At 60.3% G+C, this 23,662-nt stretch carries 17 protein-coding genes; 12 read left to right on the top strand and 5 right to left on the bottom strand.

The genetic code is table 11. From position 1 onward, the window contains the following. Position 1: 1 nt before the first annotated feature. From xdhC to GKA01_RS02655, 3 genes are all read left to right on the top strand, one after another. Positions 2-886 carry a xanthine dehydrogenase accessory protein XdhC gene (gene xdhC, locus GKA01_RS02665; RefSeq protein ID WP_146858945.1) on the top strand — a complete coding sequence of 295 codons (885 nt, stop codon included), beginning with the start codon at positions 2-4 and terminating at the stop codon, positions 884-886. 285 nt (positions 887-1,171) lie between these two features. After that, positions 1,172-2,557 carry a glucoamylase family protein gene (locus GKA01_RS02660; RefSeq protein ID WP_146858942.1) on the top strand — a complete coding sequence of 462 codons (1,386 nt, stop codon included), beginning with the start codon at positions 1,172-1,174 and terminating at the stop codon, positions 2,555-2,557. Between the two features lie 153 nt (positions 2,558-2,710). Further along, the gene (locus GKA01_RS02655) at positions 2,711-2,896 is read left to right on the top strand and encodes a YqaE/Pmp3 family membrane protein (RefSeq protein ID WP_146858940.1); all 186 of its coding nucleotides are present in this window, start codon (positions 2,711-2,713) and stop codon (positions 2,894-2,896) included. 69 nt (positions 2,897-2,965) lie between these two features. On the opposite strand, the gene GKA01_RS02650 is transcribed toward GKA01_RS02655, so the two are convergent. Then, positions 2,966-4,381 carry a sugar porter family MFS transporter gene (locus GKA01_RS02650; RefSeq protein WP_146858938.1) on the bottom strand — a complete coding sequence of 472 codons (1,416 nt, stop codon included), beginning with the start codon at positions 4,379-4,381 and terminating at the stop codon, positions 2,966-2,968. Between the two features lie 638 nt (positions 4,382-5,019). Between GKA01_RS02650 and GKA01_RS02645 the strand changes: the two genes are divergently transcribed. The 5 genes from GKA01_RS02645 to GKA01_RS02625 all read left to right on the top strand — a co-directional run bounded on the left by GKA01_RS02645 (position 5,020) and on the right by GKA01_RS02625 (position 14,030). Next, positions 5,020-8,673, top strand: a complete 3,654-nt coding sequence (locus GKA01_RS02645; RefSeq protein ID WP_228119852.1) for a PAS domain-containing protein — start codon at positions 5,020-5,022, stop codon at positions 8,671-8,673. Positions 8,674-8,756: 83 nt separating this feature from the next. Beyond that, on the top strand, positions 8,757-9,596 hold the full coding sequence (locus tag GKA01_RS02640; RefSeq protein ID WP_146858936.1) for an aldo/keto reductase: 840 nt from the start codon (positions 8,757-8,759) through the stop codon (positions 9,594-9,596). Positions 9,597-9,678: 82 nt separating this feature from the next. After that, complete coding sequence (locus GKA01_RS02635) at positions 9,679-10,944, top strand: outer membrane beta-barrel protein (RefSeq protein ID WP_146858934.1); 1,266 nt, start codon at positions 9,679-9,681, stop codon at positions 10,942-10,944. A 43-nt stretch (positions 10,945-10,987) separates the two neighbouring features. Continuing rightward, a complete protein-coding gene (locus tag GKA01_RS02630; RefSeq protein ID WP_146858932.1) occupies positions 10,988-11,464 on the top strand; it encodes a flavin reductase family protein in 477 nt (158 codons plus the stop codon). Between the two features lie 211 nt (positions 11,465-11,675). Then, positions 11,676-14,030 (top strand): TonB-dependent receptor, encoded by a 2,355-nt coding sequence (locus GKA01_RS02625; RefSeq protein WP_228119851.1) that lies wholly within the window; start codon positions 11,676-11,678, stop codon positions 14,028-14,030. Here the strand turns inward: GKA01_RS02625 and GKA01_RS02620 are convergent. Both GKA01_RS02620 and queF read right to left on the bottom strand, forming a co-directional pair. Next, the gene (locus GKA01_RS02620) at positions 14,024-14,851 is read right to left on the bottom strand and encodes an aminoglycoside N(3)-acetyltransferase (RefSeq protein ID WP_146858930.1); all 828 of its coding nucleotides are present in this window, start codon (positions 14,849-14,851) and stop codon (positions 14,024-14,026) included. The genes GKA01_RS02625 and GKA01_RS02620 overlap by 7 nt on opposite strands. Before the next feature lie 3 nt (positions 14,852-14,854). Further along, complete coding sequence (gene queF, locus GKA01_RS02615; RefSeq protein WP_099286259.1) at positions 14,855-15,343, bottom strand: preQ(1) synthase; 489 nt, start codon at positions 15,341-15,343, stop codon at positions 14,855-14,857. Positions 15,344-15,512: 169 nt separating this feature from the next. Here queF and typA point away from each other — a divergent pair, with 169 nt between their 5' ends. The 3 genes from typA (at position 15,513) to GKA01_RS02600 (ending at position 20,132) form a co-directional block, all read left to right on the top strand. Then, positions 15,513-17,333 (top strand): translational GTPase TypA, encoded by a 1,821-nt coding sequence (typA, locus tag GKA01_RS02610; RefSeq protein WP_141350977.1) that lies wholly within the window; start codon positions 15,513-15,515, stop codon positions 17,331-17,333. 250 nt (positions 17,334-17,583) lie between these two features. Then, positions 17,584-17,898 (top strand): hypothetical protein, encoded by a 315-nt coding sequence (locus GKA01_RS02605; RefSeq protein WP_146858928.1) that lies wholly within the window; start codon positions 17,584-17,586, stop codon positions 17,896-17,898. Between the two features lie 122 nt (positions 17,899-18,020). Next, positions 18,021-20,132, top strand: a complete 2,112-nt coding sequence (locus tag GKA01_RS02600; RefSeq protein ID WP_146858926.1) for a hypothetical protein — start codon at positions 18,021-18,023, stop codon at positions 20,130-20,132. Positions 20,133-20,151: 19 nt separating this feature from the next. Here the strand turns inward: GKA01_RS02600 and GKA01_RS02595 are convergent, their stop codons facing one another. Together GKA01_RS02595 and GKA01_RS02590 are read right to left on the bottom strand one after the other, a co-directional pair. Continuing rightward, on the bottom strand, positions 20,152-21,408 hold the full coding sequence (locus GKA01_RS02595) for a D-amino acid dehydrogenase (protein ID WP_146858924.1): 1,257 nt from the start codon (positions 21,406-21,408) through the stop codon (positions 20,152-20,154). Positions 21,409-21,493: 85 nt separating this feature from the next. Continuing rightward, on the bottom strand, positions 21,494-22,516 hold the full coding sequence (locus tag GKA01_RS02590) for an NAD(P)/FAD-dependent oxidoreductase (RefSeq protein WP_141350734.1): 1,023 nt from the start codon (positions 22,514-22,516) through the stop codon (positions 21,494-21,496). 41 nt (positions 22,517-22,557) lie between these two features. Between GKA01_RS02590 and GKA01_RS02585 the strand changes: the two genes are divergently transcribed. Further along, the gene (locus tag GKA01_RS02585) at positions 22,558-23,637 is read left to right on the top strand and encodes a glycosyltransferase family 4 protein (protein ID WP_146858922.1); all 1,080 of its coding nucleotides are present in this window, start codon (positions 22,558-22,560) and stop codon (positions 23,635-23,637) included. Positions 23,638-23,662: the final 25 nt, after the last annotated feature.

The raw sequence follows: 23,662 nt of genomic DNA, 5'->3' as shown, positions 1-23,662 counted from the left end.
CATGCTTGCCGATGTTCTGCGCTGGCGGGCGGAAGGGCAGGAGATGGTGCGCCTGACCGTCATTCGCGCGAAGGGCTCGACCCCCCGCGAGGAGGGGGCATTCATGCTCCTGACACGCACTGAACAGAGCGGTACGATCGGGGGCGGGCGCCTGGAATGGGACTGCATGGCGGAGGCACGCGCGCTTCTGACATCAGGCGGAGGGGTGGTTGAGCGTCATATTCCACTCGGCCCTGCTATCAATCAGTGCTGCGGTGGGGCTGTCACGATCCGCATGGAGCGGGTGAGTGATCCTGAGGCTCTTGAGGCTGAACTGCGCGCTGACCGGGAAAAACTGCCGCAACTGCTGCTGTTTGGGGCCGGGCATGTGGGCCGTGCGCTCGCCCGGTCTCTGGCGCTTCTGCCGTTGCGGCTGGTCTGGGTCGATGCGCGGCAGGAGGAGTTCGGGATCGTGCCGTCAGGGGTGGAAGCACGGGTGACAGAGCAATGGGAGTCGCTCGTGCAGGAGGCGCCTTCCGGATCAGGCGTTCTGGTCCTGACGCAAAGCCATACGCTTGATGCGCTCATCACGGGGGCTGCGCTGGAGCGGGGGGACCTACGCTATGTCGGCATGATTGGGTCGCGCACCAAGCGCAAACGGTTCGAGAGTGCGTTCCGCCAGATCGACATTCCGCAGGAGCAGATCGACCGTCTGGTCTGTCCGATCGGAAATTTCGGGGTGCGGGACAAGCGCCCGGAGGTGATCGCCACGTTCGTGACGGCTGAAGTCGCAGCATGGATGCTGCATGAAACAGACAGTGCGGCTGAAAATGCGATTCCGGAATGCAGCGTTTCAGATACCGGCAATGTTACATTTGCCCCAATTCGGTCACGAACTCGAAGCTGATAAGGGGCAGAGTTCCCTCGCTTTTCCAATTTCACATAAAGTTGATGTAACGACGGGTGCGACTGCCTTCGTCCTTCTGCTTATCCTCTGTGCATGAGTATGCAGCACCGGATTCAGCAGACTGTCGCAGTCCCTTCTTCCCCCCAGCAGAAGTCGAAGCGACGGAGACCCAGATCCTGGACGTCCCGTGTCCGCCCAAAAGGCCTGACGCCGGGTGTGTTGGGCTCAGTTTTTCTGGCTCCAGTCCTTCTGGCACTTAACATCGGGTCTGCGAACGCGGCATCGATGGACAACGCCGATGCCGCGCCGTCTCTTCAGCCTGAAGGTCTTCCGGCCGCCGATACCGCTTTTGTGGACGATCTGGAAAAACGCACTTTCAACTGGTTCTGGGAAACGGCAAATCCGAAGAACGGCCTCGTGCCGGACCGCGCGCCGCTTCCCAATGGGGCAGCCAGTATCGCAAGCGTTGGATTTGGACTGACGGCTTATGGCATTGGTGTGGAACGTCATTACATCACGCGCCAGCAGGCTGTTGACCGGACGCTGACCACGCTCCGCTTTCTGGCCTCCCTGCCGCAGAACGATCATGTTTCCGGTGCCGCCGGTTATCATGGCTTCTTCTATCATTTTCTGGACCCCAACACTGGTCTGCGCGTTGCGGATTGGTCCGAACTGTCCAGCATCGATACGGCGCTCCTGATGGGAGGCGTGCTGTTTTCGCAATCCTATTTTGATCATGACACGCCTCGGGAAAAGGAAATCCGCGATATCGCGGATCATCTGTACCGTCGGATCGACTGGACGTGGATGAAGGCGCATGGCCCCTGGCTCAGCATGGGCTGGATGCCGCCGCATACCTTTCTGCCGAGCGACTGGAAAGGGTACAACGAGGGCCTTATCATCTATCTTCAGGCGCTCGGTTCCCCGACCCATCCCCTTCCCGCCGAGACCTGGAAGACGTGGACTGCGACCTATGAAGGGCAGTGGGGCGACTTTGAGGGGCACAAGCTGCTGAACTTCGCGCCGATGTTTGGCCATCAGTATAGCGAGTCCTGGATTGATTTTCGCGGTGTGCAGGATTCCTGGGACCGTGCCCATAATGTCGATTATTTCCAGAATGGTCGTGAAGCCGCCTACGCTCAGCGGGCCTATGCGCGGGCCAATCCCGGCGACTGGAAGGATTACGGATCCAATATCTGGGGGCTGACAGCTTGTGATGGTCCGGGGGACGCGCAGCAGGTCTATCATGGCAAGCAGCGTCACTATCTGGCCTATAGCGCGCGAGGGGCAGGTCGGGACTATATTCTCGACGACGGGACGATCGCGCCGACGGCCGTGGGAGGCTCCATTGCTTTTGCTCCGGAAATCGCCCTGCCAGCGCTCAAGGAAATGCGCGCGCGCTACGGTGACCGGATCTATAACAAATATGGCTTTCTTGATGCTTTCAATCCGTCTTTCGCCGATCAGAAAAGCTACTGGGTCGATGGGCAGCAGCTCGGCATCGATCAGGGGCCGATCCTGCTGATGCTGGAAAACTGGCGCAGCGGTCTCGTTTGGAACACCATGAAGAAGAACCCTTATCTTCGGGCCGGTCTCGAACGCGCAGGGTTCAAGGGGGGATGGCTACAGACCAAGACCGCTGCTTCCAAGCCTTCAGGGCAAGCGCTCTGATAACTGGGCGCGCGTCTTTCATATCCTGTCAGACAGTCGGGCGGGTAATGGGATATTCTCTCTTTCCCCGCGCGATTTCACGAGGCGTGGTTGCATCGGGCGCGTTTCTCATCAATCTCTGACAACAGAGTATTTTTGTGAAAGGAGAGTGTCATGCGTCTCATTCTTGCCCTGCTTCTGCCCTGGCTACAGTTCTTCACCATCGGTCGGCCGTTTGCCGGCGTGGTGTGCCTGCTTCTTCAGGTCACGGTTATTGGCTGGATTCCGGCGGCAATCTGGTCCGTCTATGCGCTCAGCCAGTACAAGACGGATCGCAAGATCGCTGCTTCCCGCGGCTGAAGTACCTCATAAAAAAAGCCCCCGTCCTTTCGGAGCGGGGGCTTTTTTTATGCCTGAAGACCGACTGTTTCAGCGCCCGATATTACGCATCCGGATGCCCTGATTGAGCTTGGTTTCGATCGCCTCAAGGGAGACGCCCTTGGTTTCGGGTACGAAGAACAGCACCATGAAAATGAAGAGCGCATTCAGACCTGCGTAGAGCCAGAATGTGTTGGACGACCCCAGCGAACTCAGCAGACCCAGGAATGTCGCGCCGACGATCATGTTCGTGATCCAGTTCGTGACCGTCGAGCAGGTGATACCGAAATCGCGTCCCTGAAGTGGCATGACTTCCGAGCACAGGACCCAGACCAGCGGACCGGCGGAGAATGCAAAGCCCGCGATGAAGCACAACAGCACCGCAACCGCGAGATAGTGCGACAGGTCCGACGTCCCGGCCCCGCCCGACATGATGGCCGCGAGAATGGCCAGCCCGGTTGCCATGATCGCGAAACCCGTGATCAGCATCTGGCGACGGCCCCAGCTATCCGCAAAGGCGATGGCAATGAAGGTCGCAAGCCAGTTCACGACGCCGACGATGGCCGTGCCCCACATTTGCCCGCTGGAGCCGAAACCGACTTCCTGGAAAATGCGCGGAGCATAATACATCACGACATTGATGCCCGTGAGCTGCTGCGCGATCTGAAGCCCGATGCCCAGCATGACGGCCCGGCGGAAGTTCGGGTTCTCAAGGAACATCGCAAGGCCGCGCTGACGGTCATGGATCTGGGCGCGGATGTCGCGGATTTCCTGATGGGCGTGTTCAGGGTCATGGCGCAGCTCCTTCATGATCGAGAGCGCTTCCTCATGACGGCCCCGCAGCATCAGCCAGCGCGGGCTGTCGGGTAGGAAGAACGACCCGATCAGGAAAAACACGCCCGGAATGGCCATGATCCCGAGCATCCAGCGCCATGAGCCGCTGTAGGACAGGATGGCGTTGGAAACGAAAGCCAGCAGAATGCCGAACGTGATCATGAGCTGGTACATTGAAACGAGGCTGCCCCGATGGGCTTCGTCCGAGACTTCGGAAATGTAGAGGGGAGCAACGAAACTGCCGACGCCGATCGCCAGACCCAGCATGGTGCGGCCGATGATCAGCTCGGACACGGAGGAGGCCAGCGCACAGATCAGACCACCGGCCACAAACAGGAAAGCGCTGAAGATCAGCGAGCGACGGCGTCCGAAGGCATAGGACATGCGCCCCGACCCAAACGCGCCAACAGCCGCGCCGAACATCATGGACGACACGATCCAGGACTGTTCGAAATCGGAAGCATGGAACTCGTCGCGGATGAAGCCCAGCGCACCGGAAATGACACCGACATCCAGCCCGAACATCAGTCCGGCGATGGCAGCCAGAATGACGGCGAACATCATGCGTCCGACCATGGGTGTCTTGACGCCGGGGGTGGAGACGGAAGGAGGATTGAGCACTGTGTCGCTCATGGCGGCGAAAACTCCGGCGACCCGCAGGGCAAACCTGTGGCAGGCCTGTCAGGGAAACAGAAAGGAAAACCGGACAGGACAGCCTGCACGGGGGAAGACGGGAGAAGGCTCTTCTGTGGCAGGCACAATGATTCGCCATCTTGACCCTTAAAGTATAACAGGAATTTGGGAAAATATTCAAAACTATATGTGATTATAGGTGTTGATTGCCGGGATGATGTATCCGGGACACAGATGTTGCCTGGAAAAACCGCCGGAAAACCGTTGGAAAACTCCTGTCACGCGGTCTGCTCAGGTTGCTGGAAGGGCTTTGAAGCGATCCAGATCATGCCATCCGCTGATGGAAAGCCCTCGGGCCGATACTTTGAGGCTGGGGGCATCCGGCCGCGATCCTGCCGGTCGAGCCGGTGATGAGTGCGGTACGGCCTCTCAGATCGAGGCTCAATATGGGCGGACTCTTGAAAATGTGATCACGTTTAGGCAGGAGCGTCAGGGCCTGAAAAAGTTTTGTGCCGGAGTTCGGGAAACCGGTTCTGGTGCCAGAGTCTTTAAGTCGGAGTTTTGCGGCAGGATGCGAAAGACGCGGGATCTGCTATGAAGCGGCATGCTTCCGGATGGTCAGGGCGGGAGAGGGAGGAATGATGGATCGTGTGGAGGGTACGGAGGATGAACCCGGCGCACTGATGCCGTCACCGCCGCTCGCCGGTGGGCGTGCATCCGTCCTGTGTGTGCATCTTCTGGCACTCGCAGCTGCCGAGGGTGGAGGAGAAGCAGCCCTTCTGGTGCGTGACGCGGATGGCGTGCGGATTCTGGGCGGAGAAAGTAGTACGATCGCGTATGAAGGTGCCGCCTGCCTCATGGATGGTCAGGCTGTAGACGCCTGTACGGTGCGGCTTCTCCCGGTCCGGACTGGGATTGTGGAGGTCTGGTTGTGCGTACGTCACAATGCGCCAGCGCTCGATCATGTCCGTGCCCTGTGCGCCCTTCAGGTTGATGAACTGCTGCGGGAACATGCTGCCTTCCGGTCTTCCGGCGAGAATGGGATTGTCGAACGCATGCAGCTTCGGATGCAGCGTATGGCCGATACGGCGGAAGTCGCGTTCTATCGCTGCGATTTCGCCACCCGGATGGTGACGGGAGATGCCCGTTTTGCCCGTATCTGGGGGCTGGCGCCAGAGAGGCTTGCGGTCGGCGTACCCATCAGCGAACTGGTAGCCTCCCTGCATCCGGATGACCGGATTATTTATGGCGGTAGCCTCGAAGAGGAACTGCGGAACGAGGGGTTCTACGAACTGCGCTTCCGCATCCTTGTGCATTTCCAGCCGCCTCAGTCTGCCAGTCATGTATCAGACCTTCAGACCCGCACGCCATCTTACACGCCCCGCAGGCCGCTGGTGCGTCATGTTCTTCTGCGTGGCTGGCGCGAGGATGAAAAGCGGCCCGAAAGGCGGCGTAGCGTCGGACTGGCGATGGATGTCTCGTCGGCGTCCACGACAGCGGAGGCGCTCCGTTCAAGCGAGTCCTTCACGCGGCTGCTTCTGTCGAACCTTCCTGACTGTATCCATATTCTTGATTGTGCAGGCTGCATTCGTTTCGTCAACGAAGGCGGGATCCGGTCCATGGAAATGGACACTCCGATCACCATGCACGGCCGGCCGTGGATTGACTTGTGGCGTGGCCAGCCGCGGCGGCGTGCGGCGCAGGCGCTTCAGACCGCCCTGGGTGGCGAGACGGCGCGCTTTCAGGGATACGCCATGACCATGCGCGGTCAGCGCCGGTTCTGGGATGTGGTCGTGAGCCCCGTTTTTGGCGAGGACGGTGACATTCAGCGTCTGCTGGCGATCGGACGGGACCTGACGGAAGCGAACCAGTCGTCGGAGAGGCTTCAGCTTGCGCTGGATGCGGGCGCGATTGCGGGAACGTGGATGTGGGACGACAGCACGTCGTGTATGACAGGTGATGCCCGGCTGGCCCAGACGCTCGGCCTGGACCCAGACCGTCTGCGGGAGGGTGTCATGCCGAACGTCATTTATGATTCGGTAGATCCGCGGGATCGGTTTTCCGTGGTGCAGGCCGTGACCGCGGCGACGCGGCGGGGTGGACGATGCCGTTTCGAGTTTCGGGTGGAAACGGCGGCTGGCTCGCACTGGTTCGAGGGAAACGGTCGCTGCGATCTGGGCGATGAAGGGCGTGTGGCCCGCTTCCCCGGGATCGTTTTCGACATCGACCGGAGCAAACGTCAGGCATTGCGGCAGGCCGCGCTCGTCGAACTGGGGGACCAGCTTCGTGCCCTTGAAGATACCGGCATGATGGAAGAGGTCGCGGCTCGGATCATCTGCCGTGAACTCGATGCGAGTGGCGCGGGATATGGTCTCGTCAATGATGACGGGACGGGCATGACGGTGGGGGGCGTGTCTGAGGAAGGTCGTCCGCTGCCGGGCGTCAGGATGTTTGAGGATTACGGGGAGTTCAGGACTCTTCTGGCGCGCGGGGAGTCCGTGGCCATTTCCGACGTCCGGACCGATCCGCTGACGGCGGGCTGCGAGGCCCGTTATGAGGCCGAGGGGATCGTGGCTTTCCTCAGTGTTCCGATTTTCAAGTTCGGGCGCTTCGTAGGTCTGATGTTCGTCTGTCATGAAACGCCGCATCCCTGGACGGAAGAAGAGATCGTCTTTACCCGTGCCGTGGCCGACCGGACCCATGTGTCCATGCGTCAGGCCCGCACCCAGCAGCAGATCCGGGATCTTAACGTTATGCTGGAGGAGCGCATTCTCCAGCGCACCCGCGAACGTGACCGGCTGTGGAACATTGCAAAAGACCTGTTCGTCATTATTGACCGCCTTGGCTACTACGTTGCCGTCAGTCCGAGCTGGGAAGAGACGCAGGGATACCGGGTCGACGAACTGGCAGGTCTGCGTCTCGATGCGCTCTGTCATCCCGAAGACAAGCAGATCGTTCGCGACACGTTTGCGCGGCTGCTGGAGGGAACACCCTGGCCGACAGCAGGGCTGGACGTCCGCATGCGTCGTTCTGACGGAGCGTGGCGCACCTACAACTGGAGCTATAACGACGAGGGTGACGAGATCTATGCCGTCGGGCGTGACCTGACCGAACGCAATGAGCTTGAAGAACAGCTCCGGCAGGCCCAGAAAATGGAGGCCGTAGGGCAACTGACGGGCGGTCTGGCACATGATTTCAATAATCTGCTGGCCGGGATCGGCGGAGGGCTCGAACTGCTGGGGCTGCGGATCACACAGGGGCGGACCGAAGGGTTGGGACGGTATATTGCTGCCTCGCAGGAAGCTGTACGTCGGGCCGCATCCCTGACGCACCGCCTGCTGGCCTTTTCACGCCGTCAGACCCTCGATCCCACTCCGACGGACGTCAATCTTCTGGTGGGGGGGCTGGAGAGCCTTCTTCGCGGAACAGTCGGACCCGGGATTGAGCTCGTTTCTGTTCTTCAGCCCGATTTATGGCTGACACGGGTGGACGCCAACCAGCTTGAAAACGCAATCCTGAACCTGTGCATCAATGCCCGTGACGCCATGCACGGCCATGGAACGACGCTTCGGCTTGCGACCGCGAACCACGTCCTGACGGTGGAGAACGCGTCCGACATGTCCATCCAGGCAGGCGATTACGTCATCCTGACGGTGGAGGACGAAGGGTGCGGGATGCTCCCCGAAGTTGTCCAGCGCGCTTTCGACCCGTTCTTCACGACAAAACCCATTGGGGAAGGCACGGGCCTGGGGCTGAGTATGATTTACGGTTTTGCCCAGCAGTCCGGCGGTCAGGTCGAAATCCGTTCCACACCGGGCGAGGGAACGGTCGTCTCGCTTTGGCTGCGACGCTATCAGGGAGAGGGGACCTTCCGCCCGGAACCGGCAGCACTCCCGGCTTCCTCCGAGGGAGCACTGCTGGAGGGGCAGCGTGTTCTGGTCGTGGATGACGAAGACGCCGTCCGGATGGTGGTGGCCGATATGGTGACGGATCTCGGCGGAACGGTTCTGGCCGCGTCAGATGGTCCCTCCGCGCTGGCTCGGGCCATCGAAGGCGCGCCGCCGACGCTTCTGATCAGCGATATCGGGATGCCCGGCGGAATGAATGGCCGGGAGCTGGGAGAGGCGTTGCTCCAGAAATGGCCGACACTGAAAGTCCTGTTTATCACTGGCTATGCGGAGCAGAGCATCCTGGGAGACCAGCCTCTTGGGCCCGGCTGCGCGCTTCTGGTCAAACCCTTTACGGTCGCGGCGTTCAGTCGCAAACTTGCTCTTCTGCTCAAGGACGGCTGAACCCTGCGTTCGGCGCAGGCGTTAGACGGGCAGGATGCCAAGTACGGATCGCGTGTTTTTTTGAGCGACCAGGGGAGACAGATATGTCGTCAGAGGTACCATCAGCCGAGGCCCAGACCACAATTTCGTTTCACGACGGTCACACCATGCCGCAGATCGGGCTGGGTGTCTGGCAGACGCCGCCCGATGAGACGGCGGATGTTGTAAAGGAGGCCGTAAGGCTCGGCTATCGCTCCGTCGATACGGCGCGACTGTATAAAAACGAGGAAGGTGTCGGTAAAGGTCTGGAAGATCATCCCGAGATTTTCCTCACCACGAAGTTGTGGAACGACGAACAGGGTTATGACAGTGCGTTGCGGGCATACGAGGAAAGTGCGCGCCTGCTGGGCCGTCCAGTACTGGACCTGTACCTGATCCACTGGCCGATGCCGACTCAGGGGCAGTATGTTGAGACCTGGAGGGCGCTGGTCGAGCTGAAAAAATCCGGCCGTGTGAAGTCCATCGGCGTGTCTAACTTCGAGCCGGAACATCTGGAGCGGATCATGGATGCGACTGGTGAAGTCCCGGTCGTCAACCAGATCGAGCTTCATCCCGATTTCCAGCAGCGCGCCCTGCGGGAATTCCACGAGAAGCACAACATTCGCACCGAGTCTTGGCGTCCGCTGGGCAAGGGGCAGGTCCTGGGCAATGAGCGGATCGGGAAGATCGCCGAGAAGCACAGCCGCACTCCGGCTCAGGTCGTGATCCGCTGGCATATTCAGAGCGGATTGATCGTCATTCCGAAATCGGCCAATCCAAAGCGTCTGGCGGAAAACCTGGACGTGTTCGGCTTTGCGCTGGATACGGACGACATGCAGGTCATCGGTCAGATGGATCGCAGGGATGGCCGGATGGGCGCTGACCCAAATACGGCGAAATTCTGATGAATATTCCTGTTTAGCAACATTAAGTAAAAAACAGGGCCTGTGCTATGGGCATGCCTCATGCAACCGGAAGGTGGATGGCATGAGGCAGCGTTTCAGTCGGGGTTTGGGGGCGATACTGGCGGTTCTTGCGGAGCTCGGAGTCTCCGCTGCTGGTGCCCAGACCGTGGGGGAGCAGACCGCATCCGGGCAAGGCAAGGCCTGGACGGATGAGTGGTTTTCTGACGTTTCCTTTGGTGCGCAGATCGAGGGCGGGGTGATGGGTAGTTTCAGCCATCCCGCCAGTAACCTTAATTTTGGCCAACTCCTCTCCCCCTATGCCGATCAGGCGACGCTGAATCAGCTCACCTTCACGCTCACCAAGCCAGTCGATCCGATCGGCGGCGGGTACGGGCTGGGGATGAACCTGCGGATGCTTTATGGCTCCGATGCACGGAGCTACACGATCGCAGGCGTGTCTGATCGCTGGATCAATGGTCGTTATCAGGCCATGCCGGTCTTCGCCAATATCGCGCTTCACATGCCATGGTTTACGGCCAGAGGGTTGGATGGGCAGATTGGGATCCTGCCGTCCCCGATGGGTGTGGAGACGCTCGATCCCTCGACCCGTGCCTTCTATACGCTGGCTTATACGACTGAATATTCCACGCCATTTGAGCATGTCGGCGCCATGTTCCAGCTTCATCTGGACGATCATTTCGATCTCCAGTTCGGTGCGGATACCGGCAACCAGACGTCGTTCGGGCGCGGTGACAATAATGGCCGTCCGGCTGGTTATATTGGTGTCACAGGCAACACTCTGGCGGACGGGCATTTGTCCTTCACCTATCTGCTGCGGGTCGGGCCGGAGAATGCTGTGCGCTCTCTTGGGGCAAGGGCGAATGGTGCCATGCGGTACTGGAACGATCTGAACGGGACCTGGGCGTTCTCGAAAAAATGGAGCGTCACGGCGGAGCTGAACCAGCTTCATGACGAAGGCCTGCATGCCGATACATACAGCGCGGTCGTCTGGGGCGGGTGGCACATTCACCCGAACCTGACTGTCAATGCGCGGGCTGAGTTGTACCGGGATAATACCGGGAGTTTCGTGGCGAGTTTTGCGGAGAATGAAGGCTATGCGCAGGCCATGCTCGGCAATCCGACGCGTTCGGAATCCGCTCCTGCCACGACTTATGGCGCGCTGACGCTCAATACCGTGTGGCGGCCGGATGTGGGGCATCATGTCAAGCTGCTTCAGTTCCGGCCGGAGCTGCGCTTTGATCGTGCGCTTAACGGCACGCGTCCGTTCGATGACGGGCATCATATGGGGCGCATCCTGTTTGGAGCGGACATGACACTGGGATTCTGAAGGGGAGGTGCGTTCGGCGTCGGATTATGGCAAGGACGTTGTTATGACGACTCCGAACGATAGCGATTTCCGCAAAGCCATGTCCCACTTCGCCACGGGTGTGGCCGTGGTGACCGCCAAAGGCAGCGAAGGCGAACAGGGCGCGACCATCAGTGCCCTGACTTCCGTGTCTCTCGATCCGCTGCTGCTGCTGATCTGTCTTAACCGTGCCAGCGCGACCTATCGCGCGATTGCGGAAGTCGGCACGTTTGGCCTCAGCATTCTGGGCAATGACCACAAGGATGTGGCGATGCTGTTTGCCAGCCGTACAGGCGACAAGTTCGGCTCGGATGTGATCGAGCGCGCACCGGATGGCACGGCCTTTGTCCGGGACGCGCTGGTGAAGATGCACTGCGAACTGGTCGAGACGTTTCAGGGCGGCACGCATGCCCTGTTCATGGCGCGCCCGGTTTCGCTGGAACTCGACGAAAACCGCGCACCTTTGCTGTACTTTCAGGGGCAGCTCGGCATTACGCTTTGAGGTCTGCAATGTTCTGAAGAGATCTGACAGGCTCTCCATCCGCTGTGTCTGGGGTGGGGAGCCTGATGTATTTTGGACAGTTTCTGAGCCGGTAAAGCGTTTTTCTGACAAAAGGAAAGCCATTCCTTCAGAAATTTGTTGCGAATGATTCTTATTTATAATATTGGCCTCTGCAACATAACGAGACATGTCCGTAACCAAGAGGCATTCAATGACCGGTTCGCTGCGCACCCACATTACTTCACTGTCAGTCGCGGGAACGCTGCTGATGTCTTCACAGGGTTATGCGGCGGATCCCGTCAAAAAGGATGAAAAACCGGACCCCAAAGCGCCTTCTGCGGCAAAATCCCTGAACAGGACGCAGGGCCTTGAAGGTGCCGACGCTGAATACCTGACGGTGCAGGGACATGGTTTTAACACCATGCATGAGTCCACTGGCTTGTCGCGAATGCCGCAGGACGTGATGCACACGCCCCAGAACATTAATGTGGTGCCGCAGGCCCTGATGCAGCAGCAGAACGTCAAGTCCCTCGATGAGGCGCTGCGGAACGTTCCGGGTGTTACGACGTCCATTGGTGAGGGCGCGGGCGGCATGAATGGCGATCAGTTCCTGATCCGCGGTTTTCAGGCCCAGAACGACATTTACGAAGATGGACTGCGGGATTTCGGCGTTTATTCGCGGGATGCGTTTAATTTCGAGACCGTTTCGGTCATCAAGGGGCCGTCTTCCGAAGTGTTCGGTAATGGGACGACGGGTGGTGCGATCAACATGGTCACCAAAACGCCCGGTCTGAAAAATCATTATAATGCTGAGTTTTCTGGCGGTTCTGGTAGCTATTATCGCGGCACGCTGGACGTCAATCAGAAGATCAACGACTCAACGGCCTTCCGCATCACGGGCATGGGCGACGAGCACAATATCGTTGGGCGCGACAATCTCTATTCTCATCGTTGGGGCATTGCGCCGTCGCTGGCTTTCGGGATCGGTAAGAGAACGACGCTGGTTCTGCAATACATGCACCAGCAGGAAAATTCGATTCCGGATTTTGGTGTGCCGGTCGTGACGAAGCCGGGTGCGAAATACGGCCAGCCCATCACGGAATATGGCATCCGCCGCACCAACTGGTACGGGACGGATAATGACCAGAACGCAACGAACGCCAATATGGAAACGGCCCGTTTCAGCTTCAAGCTGAACAGACACATCACGTTCTATGACGATCTGCGCGGCGGGGAATATTACCGGACGTTCGCGGCCTCCAAGGCGACCTGCGATACGACCTGCGTGAACAACTATTTCAGTGGCGATCCGTCTAAGGCGCTCGTGGCGCGTTCGGGGCCGGTCGGTGCAGGCGCTGGGACGGGGGCCGGGACGTATATGGCGCCCCTGCCGTATCAGCAGACGAGCTGGTCGGTGCAGAACGTGGGCTCAATGGTTGCGGATTTCCACACAGGGTTCCTGCGCCATCAGGTCGTTGCAGGTTTTGATATCGAGCGCGTCAATGACGTTCGGTCGCAGTCGACCTATCTGAAGCCCAAGCCGTATGCCAGCCTGGTCAATCCGAACCCGCATGTCGGCAATCTGGATCTGGTTCCTGGTGACATGAATCCGGGCGGGCTTGTCACGCTAGGGTCTCTGGGAGCGAAATCACACAGCAACGGATACGGGTTCGACACTGGCCTGTTTCTGTTCGACCAGATCTGGTTCACGAACTGGCTGTCCCTCAAGGGTGGGTTCCGCTGGGACCGCTGGCAGACGAGCTATAACCTGACGGGTGGAGATGTTGTGAAAAACCCTGACCAGCATTTCCATGATGTGAGCGGGGTGTTCAATCCCAATGCCAGCCTCGTGCTGACGCCGGATTCGCATCAGACCTATTACTTTACATGGGCCAATTCCACGACGCCGATGGGCATGTATGTGACCAACGGCTCCGTGCCCATCCGTCCAGGCACCAATTCCTTCGCAAGCCCGGAAAAGGCGCAGCTTTATGAACTTGGGGCCAAGTACAGCATCCTGCACGACCGTTTGGGCGTGACGGCGTCGCTTTTCCGGCTGGACAAGGGCAATGCGCTGAATGCGGATCCGGTAACGGGCGAAATTACGGGATCGTCTGACCGGCAGCGTAATCAGGGGCTCGAGCTGTCCGTTGGTGGCATCATTCTGCCGGGCTGGAACGTGTCCGCCACTTATGCCCTGTATGACAGCAGCACCACCTATTCCGCCACGAAGGCCAATCGTGGAAAGAACGTGCAGTATGTGCCGCATAATCAGGCAACGCTGTGGTCGGCCTATAACGCCTTCGCAGGCAAGCCTTACAACGTGACGTTCGGCGGCGGCCTGACATGGCGCGAGCATGTGTGGCTGGATGCGGCCAATACGCTGCGGGCTCCGGCGAATCTGGATTTCAGCGCCATGATTTCACACCGCTTCAATCAGCACTGGAAAGTGTCGATGAACGGCTACAATCTGGCGAACCGCCTGAATTACCAGAGTCTGTTTTCCAACCGCGCCACGCCGTCCGCCGGACGAATGTTCCTTGGCGAGATCAGCGCGTCTTACTGATCGCTCTGCGGCGACTGTTCCTGCCTGCTCCAGTCCTGCACGGCCATGCGAATGGCCGGGGTGAGCGGGAACAGGCGTGAGGCCGCCGAACCGATATGCCCGTGCCTGAGCAGGGCGTTTCCATCAAGCCTTGCGCCAAAAGGCGTGAAACGCTCCGTCTTCGTCTCGGGGAGGCTGATGCGGATCCAACGTCGTTCCCCGTCCGCCGTGATGCAGGTTCCATCCTGGAATCTTGGCCCGTCAGGCTCGGCGAGGCGCTCGGCCAGATGCAACGCCGTGCAGGTGTCCCAGCCCGTCCCTATCATCAGAACCTGCGCATTATGGCTCGATAATGCCGCAAGTGGAGAGCGGATGCCGAACGGATCTTCCAGCGGCTGAGTCGCCAGAATATCCGCAGCCAGCGGTCCTAGAGCAGTAAATGAAACCTGCGGATGGGCGCTGCGCTGCACGCCGGACCACGTTCGGAAAACTTCAGCGATCTGCCCCATGCCGCGCGTCGGCGTCAGATGCGGATCATAAGGCGGCATGGTGGCGCGGATCGTCTCCCACCAGGTTTCGGGCACGGGAGGATCGCACCAGCCTGACGGGTCGCTCAGTTCGGAAGACTGTGCGGGCATGATGATCGTGCCGTCCGGGCCGACAGCCTGAAGCAGACTTTCGATCACTGTTCGTGCCCCGCCGCAGACCCAACCGATCCGGCTCAGGGATGTGTGAACCAGCAGTGCCATCCCCGGCAGGACGCCGAGGCGTTGCAGATCCACCACCAGCCGCGCCTGCGTCACAGGGCCGCTGGAGCGGGCGATGGCGGCGGCTTCGGTCACGGTTCAGCCGCGACCGCGATAGCCGGGTACGTCCTGCGCGGGAATCCACACGCCCTTCGGTGGCTCGCCCGTCTGCCAGAAGACGTCGATCGGGATGCCACCGCGCGGATACCAGTAGGCTCCGATGCGCAGCCACTGCGGGTCGAGCAGGGCTACCAGACGCTCAGCGATGGCGATGGAGCAGTCTTCATGGAACGCGCCATGATTGCGGAAGCTGGTCAGGAAGAGCTTGAGGGACTTGCTCTCTACGATCCATTCGCCGGGGATGTAGTCGATGACGATATGCGCGAAATCCGGCTGTCCGGTCACGGGACAGAGCGAGGTGAACTCTGGGGCCGTGAAGCGCACGACATACTGCCGTCCCTGATGCGGGGAGGGGACGCGTTCGAGCACGGCTTCTTCGGGGCTCTGCGGTGTCGTGGTGGCGCGGCCGAGCTGACTGAGGGCGTCGGTACCGGGTGCGGAGGGACCAGTGGGCTGGTGGTTGGACATGGTCTGAATTCCTCAAAGGGGCGGTGTTTTGTGAGATGTGGCCCAGCTTTCCCGCGGGCTCAAGGCGTCTTCGGGGCGAAAAGACGGTGACAGAGTTTGCATATTGGCGGGATTCGGTGCAGAAGACGGCGCAAATCCTCTCTTCGATGCCTCCCGTCTGGAAGACCACATGGAACTCCGTAATATCGCCATCATCGCGCACGTCGATCATGGTAAGACCACGCTGGTTGACGCGCTTCTCAAGCAGTCCGGCTCTTTCCGCGACAATCAGCATGTTGCTGATCGTGCGATGGACAGCAATGACCTCGAACGCGAGCGTGGCATCACCATTCTCGCCAAGTGCACGTCCGTTGTGTGGAAAGAAACCCGCATCAACATCATCGATACGCCGGGCCACGCCGATTTCGGTGGTGAGGTTGAGCGTATCCTGAGCATGGTGGATGGCGCGATCATCCTCGTCGATGCCGCCGAAGGCGCGCTGCCGCAGACCAAGTTCGTGCTTGGCAAGGCGCTGGCCCGTGGCATCCGTCCGATCGTCGTCGTGAACAAGATCGACCGTTCCGACGCCCGTCCGGACGAAGTGCACGAAGAGATCTTCGACCTGTTCGCGTCCCTCGGCGCCGACGAGCATCAACTCGACTTCCCGATGCTCTATGCTTCGGGCCGTCAGGGCTGGGCCGATCTGGAGCTGGACGGACCGAAGAAGGACCTCGCCCCGCTGTTCGACCTCGTGCTGCGCCACGTGCCGCAGCCGAACGTGGACAAGGATGCGCCGTTCGGAATGGTCTCCACCATTCTTGAGAGCGACAACTTCCTGGGCCGTATCCTGACGGGTCGTATCGATCAGGGCCGTGCGAAGGTAAACATGCCGGTGCGCGTGCTGCGTCCGGATGGCACGATCGTCGAAACCGGTCGTCTGACGAAGCTGCTGTCGTTCCGTGGCCTCGACCGCGTGCCCGTGGAAGAAGCCGAAGCCGGTGACATCGTCGCCGTGGCCGGTCTGTCCGAAGCGACGATTCCCGACACGATCGCCGATCCGTCCATTGATGCTCCGCTGCCGTCCCGCCCGGTCGATCCGCCGACCCTGTCCATGACCTTCCGCATCAACGACGGCCCGCTCGGCGGTCGTGAAGGCAAGAAGGTGACATCGCGCCAGATCCGCGACCGTCTCTTCAAGGAAACCGAAGGCAACGTGGCCATCAAGGTGACGGAAAGCCCGGAAAGCGAAGCGTTTGAAGTGGCCGGTCGTGGCGAACTTCAGCTCGGCGTTCTGATCGAGACGATGCGTCGTGAAGGCTTCGAGTTGACGATCGGCCGTCCGCGCGTTCTGTTCCGTGAAAATGAAGAGACCGGCGAGCGCGAAGAGCCGTTCGAAGAAGTCCTGGTCGACGTGGACGAGCCGTATTCCGGCGTTGTCGTCGAGAAGATGTCGCTCCGTAAGGGCGTCATGCAGGACATGCGTCCGTCCGGTGGCGGAAAGGTCCGTCTGACGTTCCTGATCCCGTCGCGCGGCCTGATCGGCTATCACGGCGAGTTCCTGACCGACACGCGCGGCACGGGTCTCATGAACCGTCTGTTCCACGGCTATCTGCCATATGTCGGCTCGATCGAAGGCCGTCGCAATGGCTCGCTGATCTCCGCTGAAGACGGAACGACGACGCAGTACGCGCTGTTCTCCCTGCAGGATCGCGGTACGATGTTCGTTGATGCTGGCGAGAAGATCTACATGGGCATGATCCTTGGCGAGCATTCCCGTGAGAACGACCTCGACATCAATGCGGTCCGTGAAAAGAAGCTGACCAACATGCGTGCATCCGGCAAGGACGAAGCCCTGCTTCTGACGCCGCCGCGCCGCATGAGCCTTGAGCAGGCCATCGCTTATATCGAAGACGATGAACTGGTCGAAGTCACGCCGTCCGCCATCCGGATCCGCAAGCGTTATCTGGATCCGCATGAGCGCAAGCGCGCTTCCAAGTCCCGCGAAGGCTGATTGGCCTCTCCGGGATCGGATTTCAACAGAAAGGCGTGTTTCCGAGTTTCGGGGCACGCCTTTTTTGTTGGTCTGCAATAGAGTTTGTCTGAATTGAGGCGTATTTGAGGAACAGGCGCGCAAGCCCCTGAAATTTCATAAAGTTAATGCGCGACCACGTAGAATGCGAATGGTATGCTCGTCCTCAAGGCCACGTCAGCAGGACTGAATGATGGTCTCTGTTTATTCTGTTGTGGAGCTTCGTTTCTAGATGCGCCTTTTCAACCGTTCCCTGATCGCCGCCGTTTCCGCTCTGGCCCTGACGGCTGCCCCGGCTTTCGCCGATCCTGCCCAGACGGCTCCTGCGACAACGGCCCCTGCCGCTCCCGCAGTTGAGGCTCCTGCCGCTGCTCCTGCGACCGCTGCTGAAGCCGCTCCTGCAACGGCCCCCGCAGCCGAGGCTGATGCTGCTGGCACGACGCCTAAGAAGCACCATCACAAGAAGCACCATCACAAGCACAAGCACCACAAGAAGACGTCCGCATCGACGGATGCGACGACGTCTGACGCCGCTCCTTCCAACTGAGGACCGGCCTGCGGCCTGACAGGCTGCGGAGCAGTGAAACGGGGTCTGCTCACGCAGGCCCCGTTTTTTTTGTCTCGCGACAATCATTTGCACATGGTCTCGACCCCCACTACGCTACTAAAATGACTTTCTGTCTCATAAGCTGGCATGGTGCGATTGTCGCACGGCAAGGGCTATCGCTTCGTCTGGTCTCCCCGTCCGACGTGCTCGCCGGGCTGGTCCAATCTGTCGCTCCCGATACGGAGGACGGGCTGTTTGATGTGCTGGCGACGGATTCGTCCTCTGGACGGCCATTTCATGCGCTACGTGCAGGCAACACCTATCTGACTGCTGCTCCCGGATATGAGATGGGAACTGCGTCGCATCTTCAGGGCTGGGAGCATTTTCTGGCGCTGCCGCTTGCCTGTCTCCCCGATCTGCATCATCTGGCATCTTGCGTCTGGCATGTTTCCGGTGCCAGGCCGTCATTTGTGCGGCCGGTCATTGAGGATTTCCAGCTGCGGGTTGGGGAATGGAGCGTGGAACTGGAGCGTCTTGCGGTCGACCGCGCTCCAGACGGTTCGTTCCTCGTGTCAGACGGGCAGACCGCTGCCCTGAAACTGGAACCCTGTCCGTCTTCTCCGCTTCAGAGCCTGCTAGAAGATGTGCGCCGCGTGGTGCGGCAGGGAGACCCAGACCCGGAGGTCCGGATCCGCGATTCGTATGCCGGGCTTCAGTCGGAAGCGTTCAAGGTCGCGCTGTTTCCCCATGACCTGTCCCGGCTGCGCTATCTGGCGCTGATCTGTGTAGACTGTGGTGAACTTGCGCTGGCCGGGCGCGCTCTGGAACTGGATCGGTTGGACAATCCAGGGCCGGATCTTCACTATTTTTCCGCTTTGTTGGCCATGCGATGTGGCAGATATCCGCAGGCAGCCGAATTTCTGTCCGTTGCCCTCACCCTGCGGTTTCCTGACCGGGACCTCCGCGACCTGGCAGGTTATTTTCATGCCCGCTTGATGAAGGGCGAAAACGCGCTGTTTCTGCTGCCCGATCATCTGCATCGTCTTGGCCTCGCGCCCTTTGATGACATGTTCGACCGTGTTCTGATGCCCATGCCTCTTGCTGGGGGCGATGCACGCGATATCCGTCAGATCTACGGACATCGTTTTGAAGAAACTTCCCTGCGTTTGGGGATGGACGCGAGGAAAGCGCTTCTGCTTCTGGACAGGCGCTTTAACGGAGAGAGTTACTGGAACGCGCTGTGCAACGGGCACCAGTATTGGCTCGCCGAAGAGACGCCGACAGCCGACCGGCATTACGCAACGGCAAAAATGCTCGCGATCCGCACCGGTCTCATGCCGATCCATTACAACTGCGGTGTCCTGTCATGGCTGGGCGGGGCAGCGCAACATGGCATTCCCGGTCCCGTCACGGACCGTCTGGGAATGGGAAACTGGCACTGGGAAGCCAGTGACGTTCCTGGTCGTCCTGAGCCTGAACTCTGTCTCGTTTTCGGTTGTGACTCAGGATATTTTCGTTTTCTGCCGAAACTGCTGCTTTCGCTTCTCCGGGTTTGTGCGCGCCGTCCTGACCCTGCGTTCCGGATCCGCCTGTGTCTGGGCATCGATACGCCGACGCCCGAGCAGCTTGCGTTTATGCGGACGTTGATTGATGTTGTTTCACAATGGGATGTCGGCATTGATATCACACTGGCTTACGGCAGCCTGACATGGCGCGATGCGGCGACCTATACGGCCATCCGCTATCTGATGATGCCAGAGGTGGTACGGCGTTATTCCTGTCCGGTCATCACTGCTGATTGTGACGGTTATTTTCCCGACGATTTCCTGACTCTGTTCGATGATCTGCGGAAAACGGCCGATTATGGCTTCCGTCTCTATGCCTATAACCATGAAGGGCGGCAGACTTTTGGAGAGCCCTGGGGGTTCGGAGCCGGGATCTCATGGTTTGGAGAGACGGAGAGGTTGCCGGAAATCGCGGCTTTCCTGCACGATTATCTTCAGGTCTCCTATGATCCTGCAAATCCGACCAACTGGTGCATCGACCAGTGTGCGCTGGTCCAGTCGTTCCGGCGATACGTGGCACCGCGCTGGGACGAGTTGCGGATCCGCTTCATGGATGAGGGAGCGCCACTGATGGTCATGCCGCATCATGTCGGTGGCAAGGACGAACTCCTGCGTCGGGACGGGAGCGTCTCGATGCAGGATGTCCGGGCGTTCTTCTCCCGTCCGTAGAGGCGGACAGGAGACCGGATCAGACGCCGTAGCGATCCAGTGAGAGGTCGAGCGACGGAATGGCCGTCTGGCGACCGGAGATCTGGTCGGCAACGATCTGGCCGGAGCCGGCCGTCATCGTCCAGCCCAGCGTGCCATGACCGGTGTTGAGCCACAGATTGCCATAGCGCGGTGAGGGGCCGACGATCGGCGTGCCGTCCGGCGTGCAGGGACGCAGACCGGTCCAGTATTTTGCAGAGGACAGGTCCCCGCCGCCATACATTTCGCTGAAGGACAGCTCCAGCGTCTCGCGACGGTCCGGGCTCAGGCGCAGGTTGAAGCCGTTCAGCTCCGCTGTGCCGCCGATGCGGATGCGGTCGCCCAGACGCGTGATGGCGACCTTGTAGGTCTCGTCATTGACGGTCGAGACCGGGGCGCGGCTTTCGTCCGTGATCGGCATGGTCAGGGAGTAACCCTTGACCGGATAGATCGGCAGACGCAGTTCCAGCGGCTTGAGAAAGCGCGGGGAATAGCTGCCGAGCGCCAGAACGTAACGGTCCGCTGTCATACGTCCTGCGCTGGTGCGGATGCTGACGATGGCGTCGCTGGCGGCTTCCAGAGCTTCTATCCTGACGCTGAGATGGAACTTCACGCCCTTTTCCTCGGCCATCTTGGCCAGACGACGTGTGAAGAGGTGGGCATCGCCCGTCTGGTCTCCGGGGAGCAGTAGACCGGCCTTGAGCAGATGTCGTGCATGGGCGAGGCCGGGCTCGCGGGCAAGGATCTCGTCCACGGTCAGCAGCTTGTGCTCGACGCCACTTTCGGCCAGCAGACGCATGTCTTCGGCAGCGTATTCGACCTGACTATCCGTGCGGAAAAGCTGGATCAGGCCCTTCTGGGCGCCATCATAGGTGATGCCGGTCTCGGCGCGCAGGGCGTCCAGGCGGTCGCGGGCGTATTCCGCAATCCGCAGCATCCGTCCCTTGTTGATGTCATAGGCCTTTTCCGTACAGTTCATGAGCAGTTCGCCCATGAAGCGGAACATGGCCGTGTCGAGGCGCGGGCGCACGACGAGGGGGCTGTGCTTTTCGAACATCCATTTCGCGGCCTTAAACGGCAGGCCCGGCATGGCCCAGGGCGTCGAATAGCCGGGGGAGACCTGACCCGCATTGGCAAAGGACGTTTCCAGACCCACACCCGGCTGACGGTCGATAACTTCGACTTCGTGACCTTCCTGAGCGAGATACCAGGCCGTTGTAACGCCGATGACCCCGGCGCCCATGACGATGACTTTCATATCTGTCCTGCTGCGTTGTCGTCTGTAGAAGCGCCCTGAACTGACCGCGATCGGCTCAGCGCCAAAAAAAAGCTGCCCCGCCCCGTTAGCCCGGAACGCCCTTGCTGGTCGAATATTCGAAATGCAGGGCCGTGTCGGGATGGACGATGGCATGGATGGCATGGGCCGCCATGGCGCCTTCGGAGAAGCCCTGAAGGATCAGCTTCAGCTTGCCCGGATAGGTCGCCACGTCCCCGATCGCGAAAATGCCCGGCGTGCTGCTCTCCAGTGTGGCCGGGGTGACGGGGACGGTGTTGCGATGCGTGTCCAGGCCCCAGAGCGCGATTGGCCCCAGATCAGTGGACAGGCCATAGAACGGCAGAAGCGCATCGGCTTCGATATGGCGTGACGTGCCTTCAAGGGTCGTGACTTCCACAGTGGAAAGCACACCGTCCGCGCCGTGCAGGGCATGGAGCTGATAGGGCACAACCTTTTCGATTTTCCCGGCCGCGATCTGCTGTTCGATACGAGACAGCGTCTCGGGTGCACCGCGGAAGCGGTCCCGGCGATGCAGCAGATAGACCTGGGCGGCCACTTCGGAGAGGGACAGGGCCCAGTCCAGCGCGGAATCGCCACCGCCGGCGACTACAACGCGCTTGCCGGTAAAGTCGGCGCGTTTCTTGACGTAATACTGCACGGCCCCCGTGCGCTCATAGGCTTCAAGCCCGTCGAGTGGTGGTCGGTTTGGCCCGAATGCGCCGGCACCGGCTGCGATGATGACGGCCTTCGCGTTGATGACGTCGCCGCGTGCCGTCTTCAGCGTGAAAGCCCCACGCTGGCCTTCCAGCGTTTCGACCCGTGAACCCAGCAGGCGCGGCACGTCGAACGGTGCGATCTGCTGTTCGAGAGCCTCGATCAGCGCACCGCCTTCGATGGCGGGATGGGCCGGGATGTCGTAGATCGGCTTCTCCGGGTAGAGCGCAGCACATTGTCCGCCGACGCTGTCGAGCGCGTCGATCAGGACGCAGGACAGTTTGAGCATGCCACATTCAAACGCGGCGAAGAGAGCGGTCGGACCGGCGCCGACAATCGCGACATCGGTGTTGAGGGTCTGGGATGCAGTCGTCATGATCTGTTTCATAATCGGTTTGAAGGGGTTGGGGTAGGGCATTGAAGGCACGATATGCGTTTGTAATTCAGGACCTGAAGGGCTTCGGCGGGACGGAGCGTTCGACTTCCGTCATCATGAACGGACTGGCGCGTCGGGACTGCGACGTGCGGCTGGTGGAACTGGTCGGCAGGGACGCCCCGGCCTTCCCGCTTGCCCCCGGAATTTCCGTCACATCTCTGTTCGACCGGTCGATAAAGATCTTCAATTCCTGGTTCCGCATTGTCTGGCGTCTGTCGCGTTTTCTGAAACGGGAGAAGATTGACACGCTAGTGGTCGTGGAATCTACGCATGCGCTCTATGGCGTGGCGGCGGCACGGCTTGCGGGTGTGCGCTGCGTGGTGTGGGAGCATTTCAATTTCAACGTGACGCTGAACCGTCGCAAGCGAGTTTGGGGGCGGCAGATTGCCGCGCGCTGGGCCGACGATGTCGTCGTTCTGACCCGGCGGGATACGGCGTTGTGGCGTGAGGGGACGACGGTTCGGGCGCGTTTGACTGCCATTCCGAACATGGCTCCCCCCGTGACGAAAAGGCCTTATCCGGCAACCTCCCGTATGGTTCTGGCGGCGGGACGCCTGACCGAACAGAAGGGCTATGACCTGTTGCTGCGGGCCTGGCGGATTGTGGAGCAGGACCCGGCGAGCATGGGCTGGGACCTCCTGATCCGGGGAGATGGGCCGGATCGTGATGCTTTGCTGCAACAGGCGGAAGGGTTGCATCGCGTGACGATCGTGCCTGCGACCGGAGACATCGAGGCTGATTACGCCCGCGCCGCGCTTTTCGTGGCCTCCTCACGTTATGAGGGGCTGCCGATGGTTCTACTCGAGGCCATGTCAGCAGGGGTGCCGGTCGTGGCGTTCGACTGTGAGACGGGGCCTGCGGAAATCGTGCGCGACGGCGAGAACGGATTGCTGGTCCCGCCGGAAGAGCCGGAGGCCCTGGCTGTAGCCCTGTTGGAGCTGATGCGCGCGCCCGAACGGCGTCAGGCCATGTCGGCTGCTGCCCGGGTTCGGGCTGCAGCATTTCAGGAAGAGCCTGTCATGGCGCTCTGGATGGAGCTTCTCCAGAACGGCAGTCGCTGATCTGCTCCCGAACGCCCTTGCTGGC

Source organism: Gluconobacter kanchanaburiensis NBRC 103587 (genome assembly GCF_007988905.1).
GTDB classification, from domain to species: Bacteria; Pseudomonadota; Alphaproteobacteria; order Acetobacterales; family Acetobacteraceae; genus Gluconobacter; species Gluconobacter kanchanaburiensis.
This window is presented reverse-complemented; position numbering and strand designations above follow the sequence as displayed.

What these genes read in the sequence shown, in the direction of transcription:
- xdhC (WP_146858945.1), top strand. Translation starts at nt 2, where the DNA reads ATGCTTGCCGATGTTCTGCGCTGGCGGGCGGAAGGGCAGGAGATGGTG.
- GKA01_RS02660 (WP_146858942.1), top strand. Translation starts at nt 1,172, where the DNA reads ATGGACAACGCCGATGCCGCGCCGTCTCTTCAGCCTGAAGGTCTTCCG.
- GKA01_RS02655 (WP_146858940.1), top strand. Translation starts at nt 2,711, where the DNA reads ATGCGTCTCATTCTTGCCCTGCTTCTGCCCTGGCTACAGTTCTTCACC.
- GKA01_RS02650 (WP_146858938.1), bottom strand. Translation starts at nt 4,381, where the DNA reads ATGAGCGACACAGTGCTCAATCCTCCTTCCGTCTCCACCCCCGGCGTC.
- GKA01_RS02645 (WP_228119852.1), top strand. Translation starts at nt 5,020, where the DNA reads ATGATGGATCGTGTGGAGGGTACGGAGGATGAACCCGGCGCACTGATG.
- GKA01_RS02640 (WP_146858936.1), top strand. Translation starts at nt 8,757, where the DNA reads ATGTCGTCAGAGGTACCATCAGCCGAGGCCCAGACCACAATTTCGTTT.
- GKA01_RS02635 (WP_146858934.1), top strand. Translation starts at nt 9,679, where the DNA reads ATGAGGCAGCGTTTCAGTCGGGGTTTGGGGGCGATACTGGCGGTTCTT.
- GKA01_RS02630 (WP_146858932.1), top strand. Translation starts at nt 10,988, where the DNA reads ATGACGACTCCGAACGATAGCGATTTCCGCAAAGCCATGTCCCACTTC.
- GKA01_RS02625 (WP_228119851.1), top strand. Translation starts at nt 11,676, where the DNA reads ATGACCGGTTCGCTGCGCACCCACATTACTTCACTGTCAGTCGCGGGA.
- queF (WP_099286259.1), bottom strand. Translation starts at nt 15,343, where the DNA reads ATGTCCAACCACCAGCCCACTGGTCCCTCCGCACCCGGTACCGACGCC.
- typA (WP_141350977.1), top strand. Translation starts at nt 15,513, where the DNA reads ATGGAACTCCGTAATATCGCCATCATCGCGCACGTCGATCATGGTAAG.
- GKA01_RS02605 (WP_146858928.1), top strand. Translation starts at nt 17,584, where the DNA reads ATGCGCCTTTTCAACCGTTCCCTGATCGCCGCCGTTTCCGCTCTGGCC.
- GKA01_RS02600 (WP_146858926.1), top strand. Translation starts at nt 18,021, where the DNA reads ATGACTTTCTGTCTCATAAGCTGGCATGGTGCGATTGTCGCACGGCAA.
- GKA01_RS02595 (WP_146858924.1), bottom strand. Translation starts at nt 21,408, where the DNA reads ATGAAAGTCATCGTCATGGGCGCCGGGGTCATCGGCGTTACAACGGCC.
- GKA01_RS02590 (WP_141350734.1), bottom strand. Translation starts at nt 22,516, where the DNA reads ATGACGACTGCATCCCAGACCCTCAACACCGATGTCGCGATTGTCGGC.